The sequence below is a fragment of the Streptomyces sp. NPDC045968 genome (assembly GCF_056430475.1).
This window is the reverse complement of sequence record NZ_JBWKLF010000006.1, coordinates 281,464-301,394: the sequence shown is the minus strand read 5'-3', so window position 1 is coordinate 301,394 and position 19,931 is coordinate 281,464. Positions and strand designations below refer to the sequence as shown.

18 protein-coding genes are annotated in these 19,931 nt (G+C 73.2%); 13 read left to right on the top strand and 5 right to left on the bottom strand.

Features of this window, described 5'->3' with window-relative positions; translation table 11 throughout:
* Positions 1 to 94: 94 nt before the first annotated feature.
* The 4 genes from AC07FA_RS19655 to AC07FA_RS19640 all read right to left on the bottom strand — a co-directional run bounded on the left by AC07FA_RS19655 (position 95) and on the right by AC07FA_RS19640 (position 4,573).
* On the bottom strand, positions 95 to 1,474 hold the full coding sequence (locus tag AC07FA_RS19655; RefSeq protein ID WP_479076991.1) for a glycoside hydrolase family 10 protein: 1,380 nt from the start codon (positions 1,472 to 1,474) through the stop codon (positions 95 to 97).
* 55 nt (positions 1,475 to 1,529) lie between these two features.
* Positions 1,530 to 2,612, bottom strand: a complete 1,083-nt coding sequence (locus tag AC07FA_RS19650; RefSeq protein WP_479076990.1) for an endo-1,4-beta-xylanase — start codon at positions 2,610 to 2,612, stop codon at positions 1,530 to 1,532.
* Positions 2,613 to 2,884: 272 nt separating this feature from the next.
* On the bottom strand, positions 2,885 to 3,898 hold the full coding sequence (locus AC07FA_RS19645) for a MerR family transcriptional regulator (RefSeq protein WP_479076989.1): 1,014 nt from the start codon (positions 3,896 to 3,898) through the stop codon (positions 2,885 to 2,887).
* Between the two features lie 3 nt (positions 3,899 to 3,901).
* Positions 3,902 to 4,573, bottom strand: coding sequence for a HEAT repeat domain-containing protein (locus AC07FA_RS19640; protein ID WP_479076988.1), 672 nt, complete (start codon positions 4,571 to 4,573; stop codon positions 3,902 to 3,904).
* A 221-nt stretch (positions 4,574 to 4,794) separates the two neighbouring features.
* Here AC07FA_RS19640 and rpmB point away from each other — a divergent pair, with 221 nt between their 5' ends.
* Together rpmB and rpsN are read left to right on the top strand one after the other, a co-directional pair.
* Complete coding sequence (gene rpmB, locus AC07FA_RS19635) at positions 4,795 to 5,031, top strand: 50S ribosomal protein L28 (RefSeq protein ID WP_479076987.1); 237 nt, start codon at positions 4,795 to 4,797, stop codon at positions 5,029 to 5,031.
* The gene (gene rpsN / locus AC07FA_RS19630; protein ID WP_479076986.1) at positions 5,031 to 5,336 is read left to right on the top strand and encodes a 30S ribosomal protein S14; all 306 of its coding nucleotides are present in this window, start codon (positions 5,031 to 5,033) and stop codon (positions 5,334 to 5,336) included. Before rpmB ends, rpsN begins: the two co-directional genes overlap by 1 nt.
* Before the next feature lie 62 nt (positions 5,337 to 5,398).
* Here the strand turns inward: rpsN and AC07FA_RS19625 are convergent, their stop codons facing one another.
* On the bottom strand, positions 5,399 to 6,643 hold the full coding sequence (locus AC07FA_RS19625; protein ID WP_479076985.1) for a hypothetical protein: 1,245 nt from the start codon (positions 6,641 to 6,643) through the stop codon (positions 5,399 to 5,401).
* A gap of 163 nt (positions 6,644 to 6,806) precedes the next feature.
* Here AC07FA_RS19625 and AC07FA_RS19620 point away from each other — a divergent pair, with 163 nt between their 5' ends.
* The 11 genes from AC07FA_RS19620 (at position 6,807) to AC07FA_RS19570 (ending at position 19,697) form a co-directional block, all read left to right on the top strand.
* Entirely contained in the window at positions 6,807 to 7,787 is a 981-nt protein-coding gene (locus AC07FA_RS19620) for an ABC transporter substrate-binding protein (protein WP_479076984.1), read from the top strand.
* Positions 7,784 to 8,845, top strand: coding sequence for a FecCD family ABC transporter permease (locus tag AC07FA_RS19615; protein ID WP_479076983.1), 1,062 nt, complete (start codon positions 7,784 to 7,786; stop codon positions 8,843 to 8,845). Before AC07FA_RS19620 ends, AC07FA_RS19615 begins: the two co-directional genes overlap by 4 nt.
* An 80-nt stretch (positions 8,846 to 8,925) precedes the next feature.
* On the top strand, positions 8,926 to 9,915 hold the full coding sequence (locus tag AC07FA_RS19610; protein WP_479077239.1) for a FecCD family ABC transporter permease: 990 nt from the start codon (positions 8,926 to 8,928) through the stop codon (positions 9,913 to 9,915).
* Between the two features lie 41 nt (positions 9,916 to 9,956).
* Positions 9,957 to 10,859, top strand: coding sequence for an ABC transporter ATP-binding protein (locus AC07FA_RS19605; RefSeq protein ID WP_479076982.1), 903 nt, complete (start codon positions 9,957 to 9,959; stop codon positions 10,857 to 10,859).
* Positions 10,860 to 10,917: 58 nt separating this feature from the next.
* Positions 10,918 to 11,055 carry a streptamidine family RiPP gene (gene amiA, locus AC07FA_RS19600; protein WP_479076980.1) on the top strand — a complete coding sequence of 46 codons (138 nt, stop codon included), beginning with the start codon at positions 10,918 to 10,920 and terminating at the stop codon, positions 11,053 to 11,055.
* Positions 11,056 to 11,136: 81 nt separating this feature from the next.
* Positions 11,137 to 11,979: a hypothetical protein gene (locus tag AC07FA_RS19595; RefSeq protein WP_479076979.1), complete on the top strand. Its 843-nt coding sequence runs from the start codon at positions 11,137 to 11,139 to the stop codon at positions 11,977 to 11,979.
* The gene (locus AC07FA_RS19590) at positions 11,976 to 13,499 is read left to right on the top strand and encodes a CocE/NonD family hydrolase (protein WP_479076977.1); all 1,524 of its coding nucleotides are present in this window, start codon (positions 11,976 to 11,978) and stop codon (positions 13,497 to 13,499) included. The genes AC07FA_RS19595 and AC07FA_RS19590 overlap by 4 nt, the downstream gene beginning before the upstream one ends.
* The gene (locus AC07FA_RS19585; protein WP_479077238.1) at positions 13,490 to 14,881 is read left to right on the top strand and encodes a YcaO-like family protein; all 1,392 of its coding nucleotides are present in this window, start codon (positions 13,490 to 13,492) and stop codon (positions 14,879 to 14,881) included. Before AC07FA_RS19590 ends, AC07FA_RS19585 begins: the two co-directional genes overlap by 10 nt.
* A 9-nt stretch (positions 14,882 to 14,890) precedes the next feature.
* Positions 14,891 to 16,210 (top strand): nitroreductase family protein, encoded by a 1,320-nt coding sequence (locus tag AC07FA_RS19580; RefSeq protein WP_479076975.1) that lies wholly within the window; start codon positions 14,891 to 14,893, stop codon positions 16,208 to 16,210.
* Positions 16,207 to 17,946 carry an ABC transporter ATP-binding protein/permease gene (locus tag AC07FA_RS19575; protein WP_479076973.1) on the top strand — a complete coding sequence of 580 codons (1,740 nt, stop codon included), beginning with the start codon at positions 16,207 to 16,209 and terminating at the stop codon, positions 17,944 to 17,946. Before AC07FA_RS19580 ends, AC07FA_RS19575 begins: the two co-directional genes overlap by 4 nt.
* Positions 17,943 to 19,697 carry an ABC transporter ATP-binding protein gene (locus AC07FA_RS19570; RefSeq protein ID WP_479076971.1) on the top strand — a complete coding sequence of 585 codons (1,755 nt, stop codon included), beginning with the start codon at positions 17,943 to 17,945 and terminating at the stop codon, positions 19,695 to 19,697. Before AC07FA_RS19575 ends, AC07FA_RS19570 begins: the two co-directional genes overlap by 4 nt.
* The last annotated feature ends 234 nt before the right edge of the window (positions 19,698 to 19,931 follow it).

Here is a 19,931-nt window from a genome sequence, read left to right as displayed (position 1 = left end):
CGGCACGTCCCGGAAACCGGAAACAGGAAGGGGCCTTCGCGGGCGGTGGGACAACCCGCCCGCGAAGGCCCTTCCCGTCATTCAGATGCCGGGGTCAGGAGGCGGTGCAGGCGCTGACGACGGGCGGTGCGGTGGTGCCGTGGGTCATGACGGTGAAGCCGAAACTCGTCGAGGCACCGGCCGCGAGGGCTCCGTTGCCGTTCGGCGTCATGGTCATCACCTTCCCGGTGCTGTCCCAGCTGGGCGTGCCGTTCCAGGTGGCCGAGATCTCCTGCGCGGAGGCGATGGTCACCCGTACGTTCCAGCCGCTGATCGCCGACGATCCGGCGGTCACCGTCACCTTGCCGTTGTAGCGGTCCCCCCACTCCTCCTGCTTCGCGTACGAGACGCTGCACGTACGCGTCCCGCCGCCGCCCCCACTCGTACCGCCGAGCGCGGACAGTACGGCGTCATAGGCCGGCTTCTTGTTGTAGTTGCCGTCGAAGAGCAGCGGGGTCCCGCTGCTGCGCCATGAATACTTGTCGGTGACACCCCAGACGGTGATGCCGGTGCAGCGCGAGACCGCCAGGCAGGCCTTGACCGCGTTGCCGTAGCTGGTCGCCTGCGAGGCTCCCGACCCCTCGATGTCCAGCTCGGTGATCTGCACGTCGACACCGAGGTCGGCGAACCGCTGGAGATTCTGCTGGTAGTCGGCGGGGACGGGGGAGTTGCTGTTGAAGTGGCTCTGGAAGCCCACGCAGTCGATCGGCACACCGCGCTGCTTGAAGTCCTTGACCATGGCGTACACGGCGTTGGACTTCGCGTTCACCCCGTCGGTGTTGTAGTCGTTGTAGCAGAGCTTCGCGGCCGGGTCGGTGGCCCGGGCGGTACGGAAGGCCTCCTCGATGAAGCCGTTGCCCAGCTTGTCCTGGAAGGGCGAGCTGCGCCGCGCCCCGCTGCCGCCGTCCTGGAACGCCTCGTTGACGACGTCCCAGGAGTGGATCTTGCCCTGGTAGTGCCGCATGACCTGGGTGATGTGGTTGTTCATCGCGGTACGGAGGTCGCTCGCGCCCAGCGTGCCCACCCAGCCCGGCAGTTGGGAGTGCCAGACCAGCGTGTGCCCGCGAACCTTCATCCCGCGGCTCAGCGCGTGACTGACGATCTGGTCGGCGGCCCCGTAGCTGAAGGAACCCCGGGACGCCTCGACGGCGTCCCACTTCATCTCGTTCTCCGGGGTCACCGAGTTGAACTCGGTGTTCAGCGTGGCCGCGTAGGGCGCCTCGCCGAGATGGCCGGCGGCGACCGCCGTGCCGAAGTAGCGGCCCTTGGCGGCCGCCGACTCACCGAGGGTGCTCGCGGCGTGCGCGGTGCCGGACAGGGCGACGACGCCGGTGGCGGTGAGCAGCCCCGTGACGGAGAGGGCCAGCGCCCTGCGCGCGTATGCCCCTAAGGGCGTTCGGCCTACTGCGGGAGCACTCAAGATTGTACTGATCATGACAACCTCTTCCTTCTGTTGACGGACCGTGTGGGGTGGGTGGATGAGGGGGGTGTTACCGCTTGGTGGGCGCGGCCGCCCGCAGTTCGGCGACGAGCGCGGTGTACGCGGGCTTCGCGGCGAAGTCCGCGTCCAGGATGTTGGCGGCGCCCTGGCCGTCGAAGACGCCGGGTACCCAGGAGTACTTGTCGGTGAAGCCCCAGACGGTGAACGAGGTGCAGGAGCGGACGGCGAGGCAGGCGGCGAGGAGCCTGCGGTAGTCCTCGGCCTGCCGGGACAGCGAAGGGCCGTCGGCCGGCAGGTTCATGCGGACGTCGACCTCGGTGAACGCGGTCTCCAGGCCCAGCGCGGCGAAGCGCTCCAGATTCGCCCGTACGTCTCCGGGGAAGCCGTACTGGATGTCCAGGTGCCCCTGGATGCCGAGCCCCTGGACCGGAACGCCTTCGGCGAGCAGTTTCCTCGCCAGGTCGTAGTACGCGGTCGACTTGGCGTTGATTCCCTCGACGTTGTAGTCGTTGAAGAAGAGCGTGGCCCGGGGATCGGCGGCGTGCGCCCACCGGAACGCGTCGGCGACGTAGGACGGGCCGAGCTCCCGCAGCCAGAGCGAGTCCCGGTAGGTGCCGTCCTCGTTGAAGATCTCGTTGACGACGTCCCACTGGTAGATGCGGCCCTTGAAGTGCGTGACCTCAGCCGTGATGTGGGCGCGCAGGATCTCGCGCAGCTCGTCCGCCGTGATCGAACCGTCGGCGACTCCCGAGGTGAGCCAGGCCGGAAGCTGGCTGTGCCACAGGAGGGTGTGGCCGCGTACCTCCTGCTTGTGCTTCTTGGCGAAGGCCACCAAGCGGTCGGCCTGCGACCAGTCGTAGGTGCCGCGGGTGGGCTCCACCACCTCCCACTTCATGACGTTCTCAGCGGTGACGGAGTCGAACTCGCCCGCGGTGAGGGCCCGGTACCGGGCGTCGGAGGCGAGGGCGGAGGTGTCGACGGCCGTGCCGATGCGTAGATCAGGACGCTCGGCGAGCGCACGCAGCGTCCTGTCGTGCGTGCCGGGGTGGGCGGACGCCGTCTGGGCGGCGGTTCCCAGTGCGAGCACGGCGGCGGTCGCCGCGGCCAGGGCGTGGACGGTGCGTCTGGGCATGGGGGTCTCCTGGGAAGGGGAACGGGCGGGAGCGGGCCGGTCCGCCGTCGGAGCGGTACTCGCTCACCTCCACCACCCCGGCCGTTCCCGGGACCTCAGCGAAAGCTTTCAGGACCGACGGACCCACCCCTGCCCGTGTGTCACACGGAAAGGTGGCTGCCAATGAGATCCTGAGTGATACATGCCATCGAAACAATGGCGCGTCACGATCGAAACAATTTCGGTCGCGATGCGCGTGCTCCTGGAGGTCCGTTCGCCGGGCCCGCTGCCCGTCACCGTGCGTCGCGTAGCCGAAGAAGGTACGCCGCGGTCAGCGCAACGGCGCGGTCCACGTCATGCGACAGTTCCTCGAGGGCCCGTGACGTCTTCGCCCCCGGGATGCCCGCCAGCGCCTGGGTCAGCCGTCCGCGTGCAGGCGCTCCATGCGCTTCAGGGGTGTCGTGTGCGAGTCGGCCGACGAGGCTGGTCGCGATCTGATCCGCCGTCGCGGTGTCGCTCGCCAGCACGCTCAGTGCGTCGGCCGCATCGGTGTCGTTCCTTCCCTCCACGATCATGTCGATGAGCGTCGGGACCGCATCAACCACCCCACGTGTGCCGAGCGCCAGAGCCGCATACCCGCGGACCACGGCGTCGGGGTCCGCGAGGGCGTCCCGCAGTCGCGCGGTGGCCTCACCACCGGGCATCTCGGCGAGGGACTGAACGGCACGTTCCCGCACCGCGGCCACCGGTGAGCCGAGGCCCTCCGCCAGGAGTGCCGTGCCGCGGTCACCCGATCGCGCCAGCGCCCATCGAAGGGCCCCGGCGACGTTCGGCTCCGTCTCGCTCAAAGCCGCCTCGACCAGGGCCTCCACCGGCACCGGAACCTCGTCGACCGAGGAAAGGGCCGCGCGCTGGCGCGCGTCGGCGCTCTTCGATCCCAGTGCCTGGAGGAGCGCGACGACCTGGAGGACGTCCTCCCAGCCGGTGGGGTCCGTGGCATCGATCCGGCGCAGCCGCGTGAGCAACTCGGTCTCGGATGCGATGCGTTCGCGCGTCTGGCGGACAAGGTCGCCGACGAGCGCCGAGGGGGTGAAGCCGGGATCGTCGAGCGCGCGACCGATCTCACGGAGCGACAGGCCCAGCGACCGCAGGCTCTCGATATGGAAGATCCTCCGGATGTCCTCCCCGGAATACTCCCGATAGCCGGAGCCGGTACGGCCCGAGGGCCGCACCAGACCGAGCGACTCGTAATGCCGGAGCATGCGGGCACTGACCCCGGACCGTCGCGCCACCTCACCGATCAACACGTCCTATCGTCCCTCCTGGCCGGACCCGCCGAGGGCCACGACGCGCTTCGCCTCCTCGATCGCGAACTCGAATCCGGCATCCGGGTCGCGCAGCAGCCGTCGTGTGGCGAGCGCGTGGGCGCGCGTGCGTGGGTCGGGGGCCGTCGTCGCGGCATGCAGAGCCGGGGTGATCACCTCACCCAGTGCGACCAGCGCCCGGCTGAGACTCAGCTGCGTCTCCCGCTCACCGCGCCCGAGCTGCGTGGCCAACACCGCGGCCAACGCGGACTCCTCGCCCTCCGGTACGAGCACGACCGCGGCCCGCCAGGCGCTCCGCGCAACCCCGTCGTCGGCGTCGGTCAGGAGCGTCCGTGTGATGGCCGGCCACGCCTGCGGGTCCCCGATCTTGGACAGCGTGTGCAGCGCCTGGCTCCGTGCCTGCGCACGCTCCGAGCGGACTTCGCGGAGCAGCCCGGGAAGCGTCATGGACACCGGGTGGCGGGTGAGTGCCCAGGTCAGCATGTCGCGGACGAAGAACTCGGGCTCGACCGCGCATCGCTCGATGAGCTTGGCGACGAAGCGCGCGTCGGGGGTCGTACCGACCGCCAGAGCGGCCCGCAGTCGCACGGACGAACGGCCGTCCTCCAGCCTCTGGAGCACTCGTATCGCATCGGCGTCCTGTGTCGTGATCGTCATCGAGACCACCTCCTCGGCAAGCAGTGAAGGCCCTGTCACCGTGTCAAGGTCAAGCAGGGCCGGCCGCGCGGACGCCAGTTCCTCAGACAGACGAAGCCGTGCTCGACCGATCCCGGATCGAGGGTCGCCAGCACTCTGACCGCCACCGGAAGATCAAGGTTACTATGTGGGAATGGTTTCCATTATCGTTAAGCGATCGTCTGTAGAGAGCAGGTAACTCCATGTCCGCTCACTGTCAGCTGACCGGCGCGAAGCCGGGTTTCGGCAACAGCATTTCGCACTCGCACCGGCGCACCTCGCGCCGCTTCGACCCGAACATCCAGCGCAAGCGCTACTGGCTGCCGAGCGAGGGCCGTTATGTGCGTCTGACCCTCAGCGCCAGGGCCATCAAGGCCATCGACACCATCGGCATCGAGGCCGCGGTAGCCCGTATCCGTGCACGGGGGACGAAGGTCTGATGGCCAAGAAGAGCAAGATCGCGCAGAACGAGAAGCGCAAGGTGGTCGTCGCGCGGTACGCGGCCCGGCGGGCCGAGCTGAGGGAGATCCTCCGGCGGCCGGCCTCGACGGACGCCGAACGGGCGGCAGCCGCAGCGGAGTTGCGTGCCCAGCCGCGTAACGCCAGTGCCACCAGGGTGCGCAACCGGGACAGTGTGGACGGCAGGCCGCGCGGGCATCTGCGGAAGTTCGGGCTGTCCCGGGTGCGGATGCGCGAGCAGGCGCACGCCGGCTTCCTGCCCGGAGTCACCAAGTCCTCCTGGTAGTGGCGTCGACGGCCTCCCGGATGGACGGCCCGCGCTTCCCCTGGGGAGCGCGGGCCGTGGCGTCAGCGGCCGACCTGGTCGAGATGGGCCCCGTCGTCGGGCTCCACCAGTGCCAGCAGTCCGCCCTCGTCGAGCGGGGTCGGCACGGTGACGAGTGCCGTCTGCCGGGCCGTACCGGCATCGAACACGTGGACCTCGCCGTGGCCCCCGCGGGACACGGCGACCAGGGACCCACCCGGTGAGGCCGCGATGGCCCGGCGCTGTACGCCGTCCCACGGTGTGCCGCCCCGGCGCGGCGCGCCCGCCATCGGCGGCAGTGGCAGCCGCGCCGTCACGGCCGGCGCGTGCTCCCCGGTGGAGACGAGGACGAGTTCGTCGCCGTCGGGGTGCACGCGGCTGAAGGCGACATGGCCTGCCGTCACCGCCAGGCGGAAGACCAGGCCGGGGCCGAGCCGCAGACGGCCCGCCTCGGCCGAATCGAGGTGGTACCACCAGGCGTCGTTGGTCCAGTCCGGCCAGCTCTCCGGGGCCTCGGGCCCGCTCCGTACGCAGGACCAGAGCGTCCGGTGTGCCGCGTCGAGCCGCAGGTAGTAGCCACGGCCCCCCTCGCGCCCGCCGGCCGCCCACGGGATGGTCTCCCCGGCCATGAGCGCGTCGCCGTCGGGGCGGGCCGTGTGGACCCCTGAGCCGGTGGCCGCGAACAGCCGGTCCGTCACCGGGTCGTAGGCGTCGCCGTGCCCGTCGTCATCGGCGAGGGGGAGCGTGGATACGGGCCCGGCGGGCGGACACGAGGGGGCGGCCGCCATCAGCGCGGAGTGCCGGTAGGCCGCCAGTTCGCCGGGTTCCCGGTGGCGGAGTACGACCAGGGGGTCCTGCCGCGAGCCGATCACGGTCACGCCCGGTTCGCCGGTCCGGGTACGCACGCGTACCGCCCCCGCACCTCTCTCGTCCGCCAGGTCGACGGCCGTCAACTGGTCGGACCAGGCCGACCAGTTGCGGCCGAGACCGGTGGTGACGGCGATCCGGCGGCCGGTGGAATCGGCGGCCAGGTGCTCGGCGGGCACCGCGACCGGTATCCGGCGCTCGATGAGCGGGCGGCCCGCGTCGGGCCCGTACGGATCGAGGACCAGAAGCTCTCCCGCCCGGTCGTCGACGCATGCGGTGCGGTGGCGCGGAAGGGCGAGGAAGCCCGCGTGCTCGGCGAGATGGCGCCCGGCGAGCTCGGCTGTCGTTCCGTCGCGCAGGTCGACGACCCTGACGCGGCCGGCTACGTGGTCGGCGACGATCAGGCGCGGTCCGAGGGGCATGAGGCGGTCTCCGGGGCAGGGGGCGGGGCTGGGGAGTGGGGCGGGGCTTGCTTTGATAATGATTATCATGTCTAAATCTCGGTGGGGAGAGGCCTGGTGCCGGGACGGCCCCCTCGGTACCGATTCGTCTTCCCCGGCCATCCACAGGAACAGAGGGCACGTCATGTCGCGCGCAGTGAGAGGAATCCGCCGGTGGGCGGCGGCCATCGTGATGGGGTCGTTCCTGGTGGGGTGCGGCGCCACCGGGCAGCCCGCGTCGGGTGGCGCCGAAGCGGGCGGCGCCGGCCCGAGGACCGCGGTGGACGTCCGGCCCGTCAAGGCGTCCAGCACGATCACCGACGCCCAGGGCGTCACCATCACCGCCGAGCGGCCGCCGAAGCGTGTGGTGTGTCTGGTCGCGCTGTGCGACGACATGCTCGCGGAACTCGGTATGACTCCGACGGCCACCAACTCCACGCTGCTCGCCCACCCGGCGTTCCTCGGGCCGGAACGGGCGGGCCGCGTTCCGGTGATCCCCGGCGGCTTCCTGAGCCCGGAGGCGGAAGCGATCCTCGCGCACGAGCCGGATCTGGTCATCGGCCTGGAGGACACGCACGGCAAGCTCGCCCCCGCGCTGAAGGGCGCGACCACCTTCTGGCCGGTACAGCCCTCCACCTGGGAGGACAGCGTCGGCTATCTGCGGAACCTGGCGGCGCTGACCGGACGTACGGAGCAGGCCGAGGCGGCGGAGAAGCGGCTGCGCACCAAGCTCGCCCGGGCGGAGGGGAGGAAGAGCGACAAGACGGCCCTGATCATCTTCGGCGGTGACGAGAACTTCGGGGTCGCGACGCCGAAGAACGACGTGGCCGCCGGGCTCTTCCCGAAGATCTCCTCGTACCCGTGGGAGGGGCGAGGGGTCGAGGGCGGCTACAGCCTGGAGGAGATCCTCGCCCGCGATGTCGATGTGCTCTTCGTGGAGACGCTTTCCTTCGGGGCGTCGGACGGGAAGCTCTCCGCCAAGCTCGCCGAGAACCCCCTCTGGTCCCGTATCCCGGCTGTCAGGAACGACAAGGTCGTCGAGGTGAACTCCGAGGTCTGGGCCAAGGGGCGGGGGACCCGTTCGCTCGGCATCGTCCTCGACGAGGCAACGGCCGCGCTGCGGTGACACGTCAACTGGCGGGCGCCCTTGCCCTTTTGGTGGCCGCAGCCGGCGTAGCGCTCTGCTTGGGTACGCCGTACGTGGCGCCGCACCGGCTGCCCGCGGCCCTGAGCGGCGACGGCCTGGAGGCGGTCGTCCTCACCGAACTCCGGCTCCCGCGACTGGTGCTCGCCCTCGCCGCCGGAGCCTGCCTGGGCGTCGCGGGCCTGGTGCTCCAGGAGGCGCTGCGCAACCCCCTCGCGGTGCCGGAGATGATCGGTGTCTCCTCGGGCGCGGCCCTCGGCGTCGCCGCGCCGCTGGTGCTGGCGCTCTCGGTCCCCGCCGCGGTGCAGCCCCTGCTCGCTCTCGGGGGCGCGGTGTTCGGTGGTGTCCTCACCCTCGTGGCCGCGGGATTCGGGCGCAGCCCCTCGGCGGTGCTCCTGACCGGAGCGGCCGTGTCGGCGGCCCTGCAGGCCGGGCTCCTGGTGCTGATGGTGCTGGCCGACCAACTGGACCTCCAGCTGATCTACCGCTATCTGCTGGGCAGTCTGTCCGCCCGCACCTGGGACGACGTGGTGGGGCTGGGGCCCTGGCTGCTCGTCGCGGTGCCCGCGCTCGTGCTGTGCGCCCCGGTCCTCGGCGTGCTGCGCCTCGGGGACGACGACGCACGCGCCCTGGGCGTACGGGTCCGATGGGCCCGGTTCGGCGCCCTCGCGCTCGCCATCGTGCTGATCGCCCCTGTGGTGGCGGTCTGCGGGCCTGTCGCCTGGGTGGGTTTCCTCGCCCCGCAACTGGCACGACGGCTCCGGCCGGGGGCGGACGCGCTGACCCTGCTTCCTTGGTCCGCGGTGTGCGGCGCGCTGGTCGTGCTGTGCGCCGACCAGCCGGCCCGGCTCGCACTGGCGCCGATCGAGACACCGGTCGGCGCGTGGACCGCGCTGCTCGGGGTGCCGGCGGGTGTGGCACTGATGAGGTTCCGGCGGATCACACCGCCGAAACAGCTGATGAGGGTCCGGCGGAACAGACCGCCGCAACAGAGGAGTTCGCCGACGGCCCATGAGGTCATGGCGGGAGGAGACCGGTGAGCCTGCCGACTGCTGTACGGACGGGGGATTCCGCGACCCCGCGCCGACCGTTCGCTTTCGGGGCGGGAACCGGACTCTGCCTGCTGGCAGGGCTCGTGGCCGTCGCGTTCTGCGCCTGCCTCTTCGCCGGGCGGAGCCCGTCCGCAGGTCAGGTGTGGGAGGTGCTGACCGGCCGTGGCGACCCCGTCGCCCGCCACATCGTGCTCCGGCTGCGGGTGCCGCGCGCGCTCGTCGCCCTCGGTGCCGGGGCGAGCCTCGGACTGGCCGGCCTCCTGCTCCAGTCGGCGCTGCGCAATCCGCTGGCCGGGCCGGAGGTCACGGGCGTCACCCCCGGCGCCGTGCTCGGAGCCGTGACGGCGACCGGACTGGGACTCGCGGGCTGGGAATCCCCAACGGCGGTGGTCGTCGCCGCGTGCCTGGGCGGCTTCACCGGAGCGGGACTGCTGTGGCTGCTCACCGGGCGCCGCAGGAGCGACCCCGAGGAGACCGCGGTCTACGGGGTGCTGGTGTCCGCCGTACTGGCCGGGCTCACCTCGATGGTGCTCCTCGTCGCGCCCGGAGAGCTCGGAAGCGTCGTGCAGTGGCTGATCGGTTCGACCGAGGGCCGGGTCTGGGAGCACTGGACGCTCCTGTGGCCCTGGGCCCTGGTGTGGGGCGTCGCGTCCTGCGCCCTGGCCGCGCCACTGACGCTGCTGCGGTGCGGCGACGACCAGGCGACGGCGGCGGGACTGGCCGTCGGGAGGGCGCGCGGAGCGGCACTCGTGGGCGCCGTCGCGCTGACCGCCGGCGCGGTCTCCGCCGTGGGGGCGCTCGGTTTCGTAGGACTTCTGGTGCCGCATCTGGCGCTCGCGCTGTTCGGCGCCGACCTGCGCTTCACCCTGCCGGGTGCCGCGCTGATCGGCGCGGTCGTGGTGTGCGGCGCGGACGCGGCGGCGCAGACGCTCTCCCGCGTGCTGGTGGAAGGGCTGGGTGCGGAGCGGATGACCGTTCCCGCCGGAGCGCTGACGACGTGCGTGGGCGCCGTGCTCCTTCTCGTCGTGGCACGACGGCACCCGCCGGGACAGGCGTGAACGGTGCGGCAGATGACACCCCAGTGCATGCAGGAGGACGAATGACCATCCCACAGACCTCGGACGCGGGAGTACGGGAGGCGGGTGCGGCAGACCCTGCGGGCGCCGCCGGTGCACGCGCGGGGGACGCCGTCTCCGTGGACGGAGTGAGCTTCGGCTACCCGGGGCGTACGGTCCTCGCGGACATCCATCTGCGGGTCGCCCAAGGGGAGTCGGTGGCCCTCGTGGGTCTCAACGGCTGCGGCAAGAGCACCCTGCTCCGCCTTGTCGCCGGACTGTTGCGCCCCTCGGCCGGGCGTGTGCTGCTGGCAGGCGAGGACGTGGCACGCCTCTCGCGGCGAGCCACCGCGCGACGTGTCGCGCTGCTCCACCAGTCCTCGCCCGCGGTGCCGGGCATGACGGTACGTCAACTGGTGAAGCAGGGGCGGTACGCGGCGCGTGGCCCCCTCGGCATGCTCAGGGAGGCCGATGACGACGTCTGCGTGCGGGCGCTGGCGGACGTCGGGGTCTCCGGCTGGTCGGACAGGATGGTCGACTCCCTCTCCGGCGGTGAACGCCAGCGGGTCCGGCTGGCGATGTCCCTGGCGCAGGACACGGACGTGCTGCTGCTGGACGAGCCCACCACCTACCTCGATCTGCGCCACCAACTGGAGGTCCTGCAAACGGTGGTGAGGCTGAGGGAGGAACGCTCCCTGACCGTGGTGATGGTGCTGCACGACCTCGGCCACGCGGCGCGTTTCGCGGACCGCGTCGTCGCCCTGCGGGGCGGCCGGGTGGCTGCCGACGGCCCGCCCGGACGCGTCGTCACCCCCGGTCTGCTCGCCGAAGTACTGGGCGTCGCCGGGCGGGTGGGCACGGACCCGGTCGGCGGCTGGCCGGTGTGTTACCCAGATCACCCTCTGCCCTCCGAGGAGCTATTGCGGAACGATAATCATATTCATTAGTGTCTGAGCTGCGGCGCCGACCCGGCGCCGCTGTCCCACAAGCGAATGGAGAATCCTCATGGAGCAGAACAAGGTGTTCAGCCCGATCGCCGAGCAGGGTCAGCTGGCCCACCTGTCGGCGACCCACTCCAACGCCCTCGTCGAGAACCCCTTCGACGACGCCGAGTCCGCCGCCGCGGGCGACAGCGACAAGTAGAGCCAAGTGAGCGGGCCCGCCCAGCCGTTGGGCGGGCCCGCTTCGTCTCCGCAGCCGTCCCGCCTACCTAGGAGCCCCCTCGTGACCGCCAGCAGACTCGCACCAGGCGTCGAGCTCGTCACCGTGCCCGGACAGGGCCTCGCGGTGCGCACGCAGGACGGAGAATTCCTGCGCGTCGACACCGGGCAGGTGACGGCGGAGGAACTGGTGGCGAGGTTCGAGGACGGGCGGGAGGGCAGCCCGGAACTGGAGAAACTGGTGACGGCCTTCGAGGACGCCGGATACGCGGGGGAGCACACCGTAAGGCCGCTCACCGGCCGGGCGGTCCTCGTCCTCGGCGACGAGCCGCTGGCCGCAGGCCTGGCGCGCCGGGTCGCCACGGAAGGCGCCGACGTCACGCGCGTCGGCCGGGACGAGGTCACCGCCCTGGCCGAGGAAGGCGCCGGGCCCCCGCACGGGAAGCCGGCCGCGGTGGTCTGGTGTCTCGACTCGCCCGTCCCGGAGGGCCTGTGGGACGCGGCCGACCGGCTCCCCGCGCGGGGGATCGGCTGGCTGCGCTGCCATCGCGAAGGACTCCAGGCATGGATCGAACCCCTCGCCGCCGCACCCGGTGACGTGACCGCGGCGGATGTGCGCCTGAGACGCCTCGCCGCCACCCCGGCACACCGCGAACTCGCCGCGTACTGGGCGGGGCACCGGACGGCCGGGGCCCCGTGGCAGGGCGACGGGGCGGCCACGGCGCTGATCGTGGAACTGCTCACGGCCGACCTGACCGCCTGGGCCACCGGACAGCACACGACGGGCCGCCTTCCCGTGCGGCGCCGTCTGCGCCGGGTGGATCTTCGTGACCTGACGGTCGGAGAGCACCCTGTCCTGCCCGTGCCCGCCGTGGCCCCCGCCCCCCGGCCGGGCGCGCCCCGATGACCGCGTCCGGCGCTGCCCTCACGGTGCCGGTCGGCATGACCGACGGCGCCCGGCTCACCGCGGACCTCTGCCTCCCGGCGGGCGACGGGCCGTTCCCGGCGGTCCTGATCCGTACCCCGTACGACCGCCGCTCGCACCGCGCCGAGCTGCGCGCCTGGGCCGCCTCGGGCTTCGCCGCCATCGCGCAGGACGTACGGGGGCGGCACGCGTCGGAGGGGGAGTGGCACCCCTACCGGAGCGAGGAGGAGGACGGCGCCGCGACCGTGCGCTGGGTGCGCGGGCAGCCGTGGAGCAGCGGGAAGGTCGTGGCTCACGGCAGTTCGTACGGCGCGCACTGCGCGCTCGCGGCCGCGCTCGGCGCGTCGGCGGACGGCCGCCCGGACGCCGTCGTCGCGGCCGTCCCCGCGCTCGGAGCCGCCGAGACGGCGCGCGAACCGGGCGGCCCCGAACGGCTGCTGGCCCGCGCCGGCTGGTGGGCCGCGCACGGAGACCGCCGCACCTCCGACGGCACGGCCCTGGAGGACGCCCTCGCGCAGGACCCCCGGCTGCTCGAACACCTCCCCGTGACCGGGCTCCCGTCGAGGCTGGGGCGGGCGCTGCCCTCCTGGCCGCGGCTGTGGACCGAGGGACGCGACGGCGGCCTGCTCGATCGCGCGGCGGCCGCCGGCGTTCCGCTGCTGGCCGTGGGCGGTACGCGCGATCCCTTCCGCGACGACACCATGGAGCTGTGGCGGCGCTGGGGCGGTCCCTCCCGGCTGCTGATGGGCCCCTGGGGGCACGCGCTGACCGCGTCCCCCGGCCCCGAGGCCCGGCCCGAACACCGCATCAACCTCGGTCGGCTGTACGTCCGTTGGGCCGCGTCGGCGCTCGCCGGCGGGCTCGCTCCGGGGCGGCGCGGTGTCACCGCGCTGGGCGGCAGCGGCTGGTGGGCCTCCATGGCGGACGCCCCGGAACCCACCCCGTACCCCTTCGGCACCGCACTGCGCCTGCTCGGCGGGCCAGGCTTCGAAGCCGACCCCGAACGGCCCTTCCGCTCGGACCACGTGAACGTACCGACGGCCGGCCGCACCGACCGCTGCCTCCTGGTCACACCGCCCCTCCCCAGGCCGCTGGACCTCCTGGGACGGGCCGATGCCCGGCTGGCCGCGGTCGCGGACACGCCCACCGCCGACTGGGTCGTCCGCCTCGTCGCCCTCGACCCCCGGGGCGCCGCCGACCATCTGGCGACCGGCGTCGTACGGCGGACCGACCCCGCGCACGAGACCGCACGGTTCTCGGTGCCGCTCGGCCATCTGTCCCGGCGCCTGCCCGCCGGAACCCGCCTCCGTCTCGAAGTCGGCGGACACCACTTCCCCGCGCACGCCCGCAACCCGCACTCCGGGGAGGACCCGGTCACCGCGACCCGCCTGCGGTCCTCGCGCCGGTCCGTCCAGCTCGAGGACAGCGCGCTCGCCCTGCCCGTCGTCGCAGCCCGGCATCGCGCCGCGCGCGTCAAACCCGCCCAGGAGATCTGCCGTTGACCAGCACCAGCGTTCCGACCGCCCCCCTCTCCCCCGACGATCTCGTGGACCCCGTCTGCGGACTGATCCGGGGGGTCGAACCCGTCGAACACCCCGCGGGGGCACCACCCCGCTACACCGCCATGACCGCCGAGGTCTCCGACGCCCGGAGATTCGGGGCCTGGCCCGCCGACCGCGTCGCACTCGGGACGACCTTCGGCGACCCCGCCGGAGCCCGGATAGCGGCCGTCGCCGAAGCGGTCGAACGCTACTGCGGCAACCGGCTGCCGCCGCCCGGACACTTCGGGGCGCCCCGGCGGGCCACGGCCCAGCAGCTCATCGACGAGGGCAAGCGCCTGTACGGACCGGACGACCTTCCCCGGTACGCGTCCTGGCAGTACGCACGCCCGGACTTCCCCTACCGGCCGTTCCTCGCGGACACCCCCGCCCTGTGGGCCGTGGGCGACGAAGGTACCGAGGAATGCTGGGCCCCCGTCGCCCTGACCCATCTCAACTGGCGGCAGGGGGACCTGCGTGCGCTGCCCCGGACCCACCACCTCAACTACGCGGGCATAGCCACCGGCCAGGGTTTCGACGACGCCGTGGAACGCGGCCTGCTGGAGATCGTCGAACGGGACGCCCTGGAACTGTGGTGGCACCTCGACGGGCCCACCCGGGGCATCGACCCGGCCACCGTCCCCGGACTCACCGCCGACCTGGCCGGATGCGACCTCGACGTACGGATCGTCGAGATGCCCTCGGAGTTCGCCCCCTGCATGGCCGCGCTCGTCCACGACCGGCGCCGGGGTATCCACGCGGCGGGATTCGCCTGCCGCTACGACCCGGCCGAGGCCGCCCGTAAGGCCGTACTCGAAGCCGTACACACCTGGGTGTTCACCCAGGGAGCGGTTGAACGCGACGGCTGGGTCTTCAAGGCGATCGACGCCGGCATGTTCGCCCCCGGCCTCTATCTGGAACACCGCGACGACCGGCGCTACCTCGACGACTGCGGCACCCACTTCGCCGCCGTGCGCGACCTCGGCGCACACGTCCAGGTGTGGCTCGACGACCGGGTCACCCCGCTGGCCACCCGGTTCACCGACCCGGCACACGGAGTCGTCGGCATCCAAGACGTCGCGCCGGGCAGCCGCCGCGCCCTCGACGGCCGGCTCGCGGCCGGCGGGCACCGGGTGATCACCTTCGACCTGACCACCGAGGACGTCAGGGCGACCCCGCTCAGGGTGGCGCGCGTGCTCGTCTCCGGTCTCGTCCCCAACGCCCCGGCCGCGTTCGGCTACTTCGGCAGCCCGCGATTCGCCGAGGCGGCCCTCTCCCGGGGATGGCGGTCGACCGAACCGGCCGGGCCCCAGGACTTCACCCTCACACCGCCGCCACACATGTAGGGGACCGACGTGCCCGCACCACCCACCACGGACGACCCGGCCCGCGCCGCTCTCGCGCTCGCCCGCTCCGGCACGGTGCCCGGCCCGGACACCCCGGCCGGTCCCTTCCCCCGCTGGCCGGGGCAGGAGACACCGCTCACCCCCCGGACCGCACCGCAACTCGACCGCCTCCTGCGCCATTCGCTCGCCGTAGCGGCCGGCGGGCGGCTGAGGCCCGTCGCTTCGGCGGGCGGGCTGTATCCCGTCGGCGCGCATCTCCTGGTGGGCGCTGCGGGGGAGCTGCCGCCCGGTCGCTACGCCTACGACGCGGTACGCCACCGGGTGCACCGGCGAGGCCCCGCCCCGGCCGATCCGCCGCACGGCACCCTCGTCGTCCTCACGGTGAACGCCCGGCGCACCGTCTCGCACTACGGGCACCGTGCGCTGCCCCTGCTGCTCCTGGACGCGGGTCACGCCGTCGCCGCGCTGGTGGCGGCCGGCGCGGCCGGCCTGAGCCTGGACACGGACGGCGCCCTCCTGTCGGCAGCGGCGGGCCTGCCCGGACCCGCCCGGTGGCAGCGGACCTGGCCCGGCACCACACCTCAGCACGTCCTCGCCGCGGTCGTCATCGGGGCGGTGGGCAGAGGCTCCGATGGCGCACTCGAACGCTGGGCGACGTGTCCACTCGGCACCGCCCCGCAGCGGGAACCCGGCGCCGACGAGGCGTCTCCCGTGCTGGAACGGTCCTGGCGGGCCCTGGACGCCGTCGCTTCGGCCGCCGGGCCGGGTGAGTGGGCGCCGGAAGAGTGGATCACGCAGACGGCACGTACACCCGACCGCACCCTGATCTCCCGGCGCAGCGCCCTGCCGCCGCTGAGCGGGGCACCGGCACTCGAAGACCTCGCCCATGTCCTCGCCCGCGCGGCCGGAGCTCTGCCCGCGGGGCCCCGGTGGTGCGTCGCCACCGGCGGGGCGCGCCCCGCGCTGTTGCACCTCGCGATCGAGAGCGCCGAGCGGGCGCACCGTCCGGTGCTTCGCCCGCTCGCCTCCGGGGACGCCCGGCGGACGCTCGCGGCCTGGGCGGCAGGCCAGGGCTGGATCGCGGAAGCGGGGGCCGTGCTCCTCGCGTACGGATGCCCCGAGGACGCGGACGCGCGACGGATCCGCCGCGATCACCTGGTCGCCGGATACGCCGTCGGGCTGGCTCAGCAGGCCGCGACGGGGCTGGGGCTGAGGTCCCGCCCGGTCGGCTCCTGGCAGCGGGCCGATCTCGGGGCGGCGCTCGGCGGTCCGCCCGGCCGCGAACTGATCGTCCATGGACTCGCCCTGGGAAGAGGGGATCAGCCGTGATGCTTCACCCGGAGCTGACACGCGCCGCCCGCACGGCGCGCGGCGCGCTGCTCGGCGCCACCGCGCTGCTCGGCGCGGTGGCCCTGACACACCTCGCGCAGGCGGTGCTTCTTGCCGTGGCACTCTCCGCCATCGCCCGCGGCGACACCCGCCACCTGCCCGCGCTGCTGGCCGGCGTCCTCGTCGCCGTCGTGGCACGCGCGTGCCTGAGCTGGTGGCAGCGGCGCACCGCCGTGAACGCCGGATCACGTGTACGCGTGGGTCTGCGCGACGCCCTGCTCGAACACCTGGGCCGACTGGGCCCCTCTCACGTCCGGGGCGCACGCGTCGGCGCGGTACGCGCCACACTCATCGACGGCGTCGAGGGAGTGGACGCGTACGTCTCCCGGTATCTGCCCCAACTCCTCATCACCTGCGCCGTCCCGCCGCTGCTGCTGATCGCCGTCGCCGCCCTCGCCCCGTACGCACTCCTCGCCCTCGTGCCGGCGTTGCTCCTCGCGCTGCTCGCCCCCCGCTGGTGGGACCGGCTGCTGGAACGCCGGGGGCGCGAGCACTGGGAGTCGTACGAAACCCTGGCGGCCGACTATCTCGAAGCCCTCCAGGGCATGCCCGCCCTGCGCGCGGCCGGAGCGGTCGGACGGACCCGGGGGCGGCTGGAACACCGCTCGGACGCGCTGCACCGGGCCACCGTGGCCAAACTGCGCGTCTCCCTCGTCGACACGGGCCTCACCGATCTGGCGATCCAGGGCGGAACGGCCGCGGCGGCCCTGGTGGCCTGCGCGTCCGCCGCCTCCGGGCACACGACGGCGACCGGCACCTATCTGCTGCTGATGCTGGCGTCGGAGTGCTTCCGCCCGGTGCGCGACCTCTCCAGGGAGTGGCACGCCGGATACCTCGGGGTCTCGGCGGCCGACGGGATCGCGGCCCTGCGCACTGCCCGCGGTGGCGTGCCGGACGAGGGACGGGAGCGGGCGGACTGGTCCGTCGCACCTGACATTGCATTTGACCATGTGACATTTCACTACCCGGGCACCGAGCGTCCCGTACTGGATAGCGTCACCTTCACCGCCGCGGCCGGACGCACCACCGCCGTGGTCGGCCCCTCCGGCGCGGGAAAGTCGACGCTCCTGTCCCTGCTGGTGCGCCACAACGACCCCGGACACGGCACGGTCCTGGTGAACGGCGCCCCGGCCGCGCACTACACCCTCGACTCCCTCCGACGCGGCATCGCCGTCGTCTCGCAGGAGACCTACCTCTTCCACGCCACCATCGCCGACAACCTCCGCCTCGCCCGCCCCGGGGCCACCGAGGACGAACTGCGCGGCGCCACGCGCGCCGCGGGCATCCACGAGGAGATCGCCGCCATGCCGGACGGTTATCTGACCGTGCTGGGCGAACGGGGCGCCACCCTGTCCGGCGGGCAGCGCCAGCGCCTGGCCCTCGCCCGCGCCCTGCTCGCCGACGCGCGCGTCCTCGTCCTCGACGAGGCGACCAGCGCCGTGGACGAACGCGGCGAAGCCCGCATCGGCAAGGCCCTGGCGCGGGCCGCTCGCGGACGCACCTGCCTCGTCATCGCCCACCGCCTGGACGCCGTGCGCCACGCGGACCGGATCGTCGTCCTCGACGGCGGACGGGTACGGGCCATCGGCGACCACACCACCCTCATGGCGGAGAACGGGCTCTACGCGGCCCTGGTCGAGGCCGGACGAACGAAGGAAGCGGGACGAGCGGCATGACGATCCTTCGCACCGAGGAACGCGGCGCCCTCCGAGGCCTGTTGCCCGCGCTCGGCGCACACCGGCTCGTGGTGGCGCGCACCTGCGCCGCCGCCCTCACCGACCAGGCCGCACTGGTCGCCCTGGTGACGCTGGGCGCCCACACGGTCGGCGCCACCGTCATGGAAGGTCACCCTCCCTCCGGAGCCACCGTGGCGGCGCTCATCGCGCTCGTCCTCGTCAAGGCGCTCGCCACCTGGCGGGAGATGGACCTGAGCCACGATCTCGCCTACCGGGTCCTGGCCGCACTCCGGGTACGGATCTTCGACGGGCTCGCCCGGAGCGCACCGGCCCGGATCGGCGGCCGGCGCAGCGGCGACCTGGCGGCGACGGCGATGGGAGACGTCGAGGCCCTGGAGTTCTTCTACGCCCATGGGATCGCCCAACTCGTGGCATCGGCCGCGGTGTTCGGTACGGGCGCCACCGCTCTGGCGGTCGTCGAACCACGGATGCTGATCGCGGTGCTTCCGGTCGCGGTGCTCCTCGTTCTCGCCCCGCTGCTGGAAGGGCGGGGCCGTACGCGCCGGGGAGCCCGGACCCGTACGGCAGCCGCCGAACTGTCGTCGGAGGCCGTGCAGACCGTGGACGGGCTGCGTGAACTGCTCGGTTTCGGCGCCCTGCGCGGCAGGCGTGCCCGACTGGCCGACGCGGGCCGGGGGCTGGCCGACGCGCAGCGGGCCGAGCAGTCCTGGGAGGCGGCCGCGTCGGCCGTCCGCGACGCGCTGGTGGTCGTGGCGGTGACGGGGGTCGTGGCGATCGCGGCGCAGGCGGTCGCCGCCGGGCGGCTCGACGGGGCCTGGGCCCCGGCCGCCATGGCCCTGGCACTCGGCACCCTCGCGCCCGCCGCCGAAGCGGCGGCGGCGCTGGGCCAGGCCGGGGGGCTGCGGCCGGCCGCGGCCCGGGTCGGGGCGGCCGTCACGGCCCCGGCGGGTGCGGTGGAACCTTTTTCGCCGAGGCCCGTTCCCGGTGGCCCCCTGGGTGTGCGGCTGCGCGGCGTCCGTTTCGACTACGGCGGGCGGGGCGTCCTCGACGGTGTCGACCTGACCGTACGGGCCGGGGAGACCGTGGCCCTGGTGGGGGTCTCCGGCGCGGGGAAGTCGACCTGCGCCCATCTGCTCGCCCGCTTCTGGGACCCGTCCGCCGGCGCGGTCGAACTGCTGCCCGCCGACGGCTCGGCACCGGTCGACCTGCGGGACCTGGCCGAAGCGGAATTGCGCGGGGCGGTCGCCGTGGTCGGCCAGGAGACACCCCTCTTCCACGGCACCCTCGCGGACAACCTCCGCCTCGGCGCGCCCGACGCGAGCGACGCGGAGGTGGCAGAGGTGGTCCGCCGCTGCGGCATCGACCGCTTCGTGGAGAGCGTGGACCTGCATGTCGGGGAACGCGGCACGACACTCTCCGGGGGCCAGCGGGCCCGTATCTCACTGGCGCGCGCCCTGCTCGCCGGCCCCCGGGTGCTGGTCCTCGACGAGACGACCGCCCACCTCGACACGGCCGGAGACGCCGAACTCGCCGCCGCGCTCGCGGCGGCGTCCACCACCCGTACGACGATCTGGATAGCCCACCGCCCTGCGACGATCCGCCGGGCCGACCGGATCGCCGTCCTCGACGCGGGACGCGTCGTCCAGCAAGGAACCTGGGAGCAACTCGTCTCCCAGGGGGGCGCCTTCGCGGAAGCGGTGGTCTCCGAACGGGCCGGAACATCCCTGTAGGCCCGGCGCGGTGGACCGCGCCGGGCCTGGCCGGCCCCTGATCGTGACCGGTAGCCGGTCGTCCGGTGCGGTGTTCTGCTCTCCGGGCGCAGCAGACCGCGCTCGTACGCCTTGGCCAGCCGCTGCGGATCGGCTCGTCGGGGAGGAAAATGAGTCATTGGCCCAGAGGCGCGGCATGCGGCCGGCCTCGGAAGTGCGAGCGGCCCCCGGAAGCGCGAGCGGCCCATGAAGCGG

Bases quoted from the DNA above. Each gene is read 5' to 3' on its own strand.
- amiA (WP_479076980.1), top strand. From the start codon at position 10,918: ATGGAGCAGAACAAGGTGTTCAGCCCGATCGCCGAGCAGGGTCAGCTG.
- AC07FA_RS19650 (WP_479076990.1), bottom strand. From the start codon at position 2,612: ATGCCCAGACGCACCGTCCACGCCCTGGCCGCGGCGACCGCCGCCGTG.
- AC07FA_RS19655 (WP_479076991.1), bottom strand. From the start codon at position 1,474: ATGATCAGTACAATCTTGAGTGCTCCCGCAGTAGGCCGAACGCCCTTA.
- AC07FA_RS19620 (WP_479076984.1), top strand. From the start codon at position 6,807: ATGTCGCGCGCAGTGAGAGGAATCCGCCGGTGGGCGGCGGCCATCGTG.
- AC07FA_RS19625 (WP_479076985.1), bottom strand. From the start codon at position 6,643: ATGCCCCTCGGACCGCGCCTGATCGTCGCCGACCACGTAGCCGGCCGC.
- rpsN (WP_479076986.1), top strand. From the start codon at position 5,031: ATGGCCAAGAAGAGCAAGATCGCGCAGAACGAGAAGCGCAAGGTGGTC.
- AC07FA_RS19570 (WP_479076971.1), top strand. From the start codon at position 17,943: ATGACGATCCTTCGCACCGAGGAACGCGGCGCCCTCCGAGGCCTGTTG.
- AC07FA_RS19605 (WP_479076982.1), top strand. From the start codon at position 9,957: ATGACCATCCCACAGACCTCGGACGCGGGAGTACGGGAGGCGGGTGCG.
- rpmB (WP_479076987.1), top strand. From the start codon at position 4,795: ATGTCCGCTCACTGTCAGCTGACCGGCGCGAAGCCGGGTTTCGGCAAC.
- AC07FA_RS19640 (WP_479076988.1), bottom strand. From the start codon at position 4,573: ATGACGATCACGACACAGGACGCCGATGCGATACGAGTGCTCCAGAGG.
- AC07FA_RS19590 (WP_479076977.1), top strand. From the start codon at position 11,976: ATGACCGCGTCCGGCGCTGCCCTCACGGTGCCGGTCGGCATGACCGAC.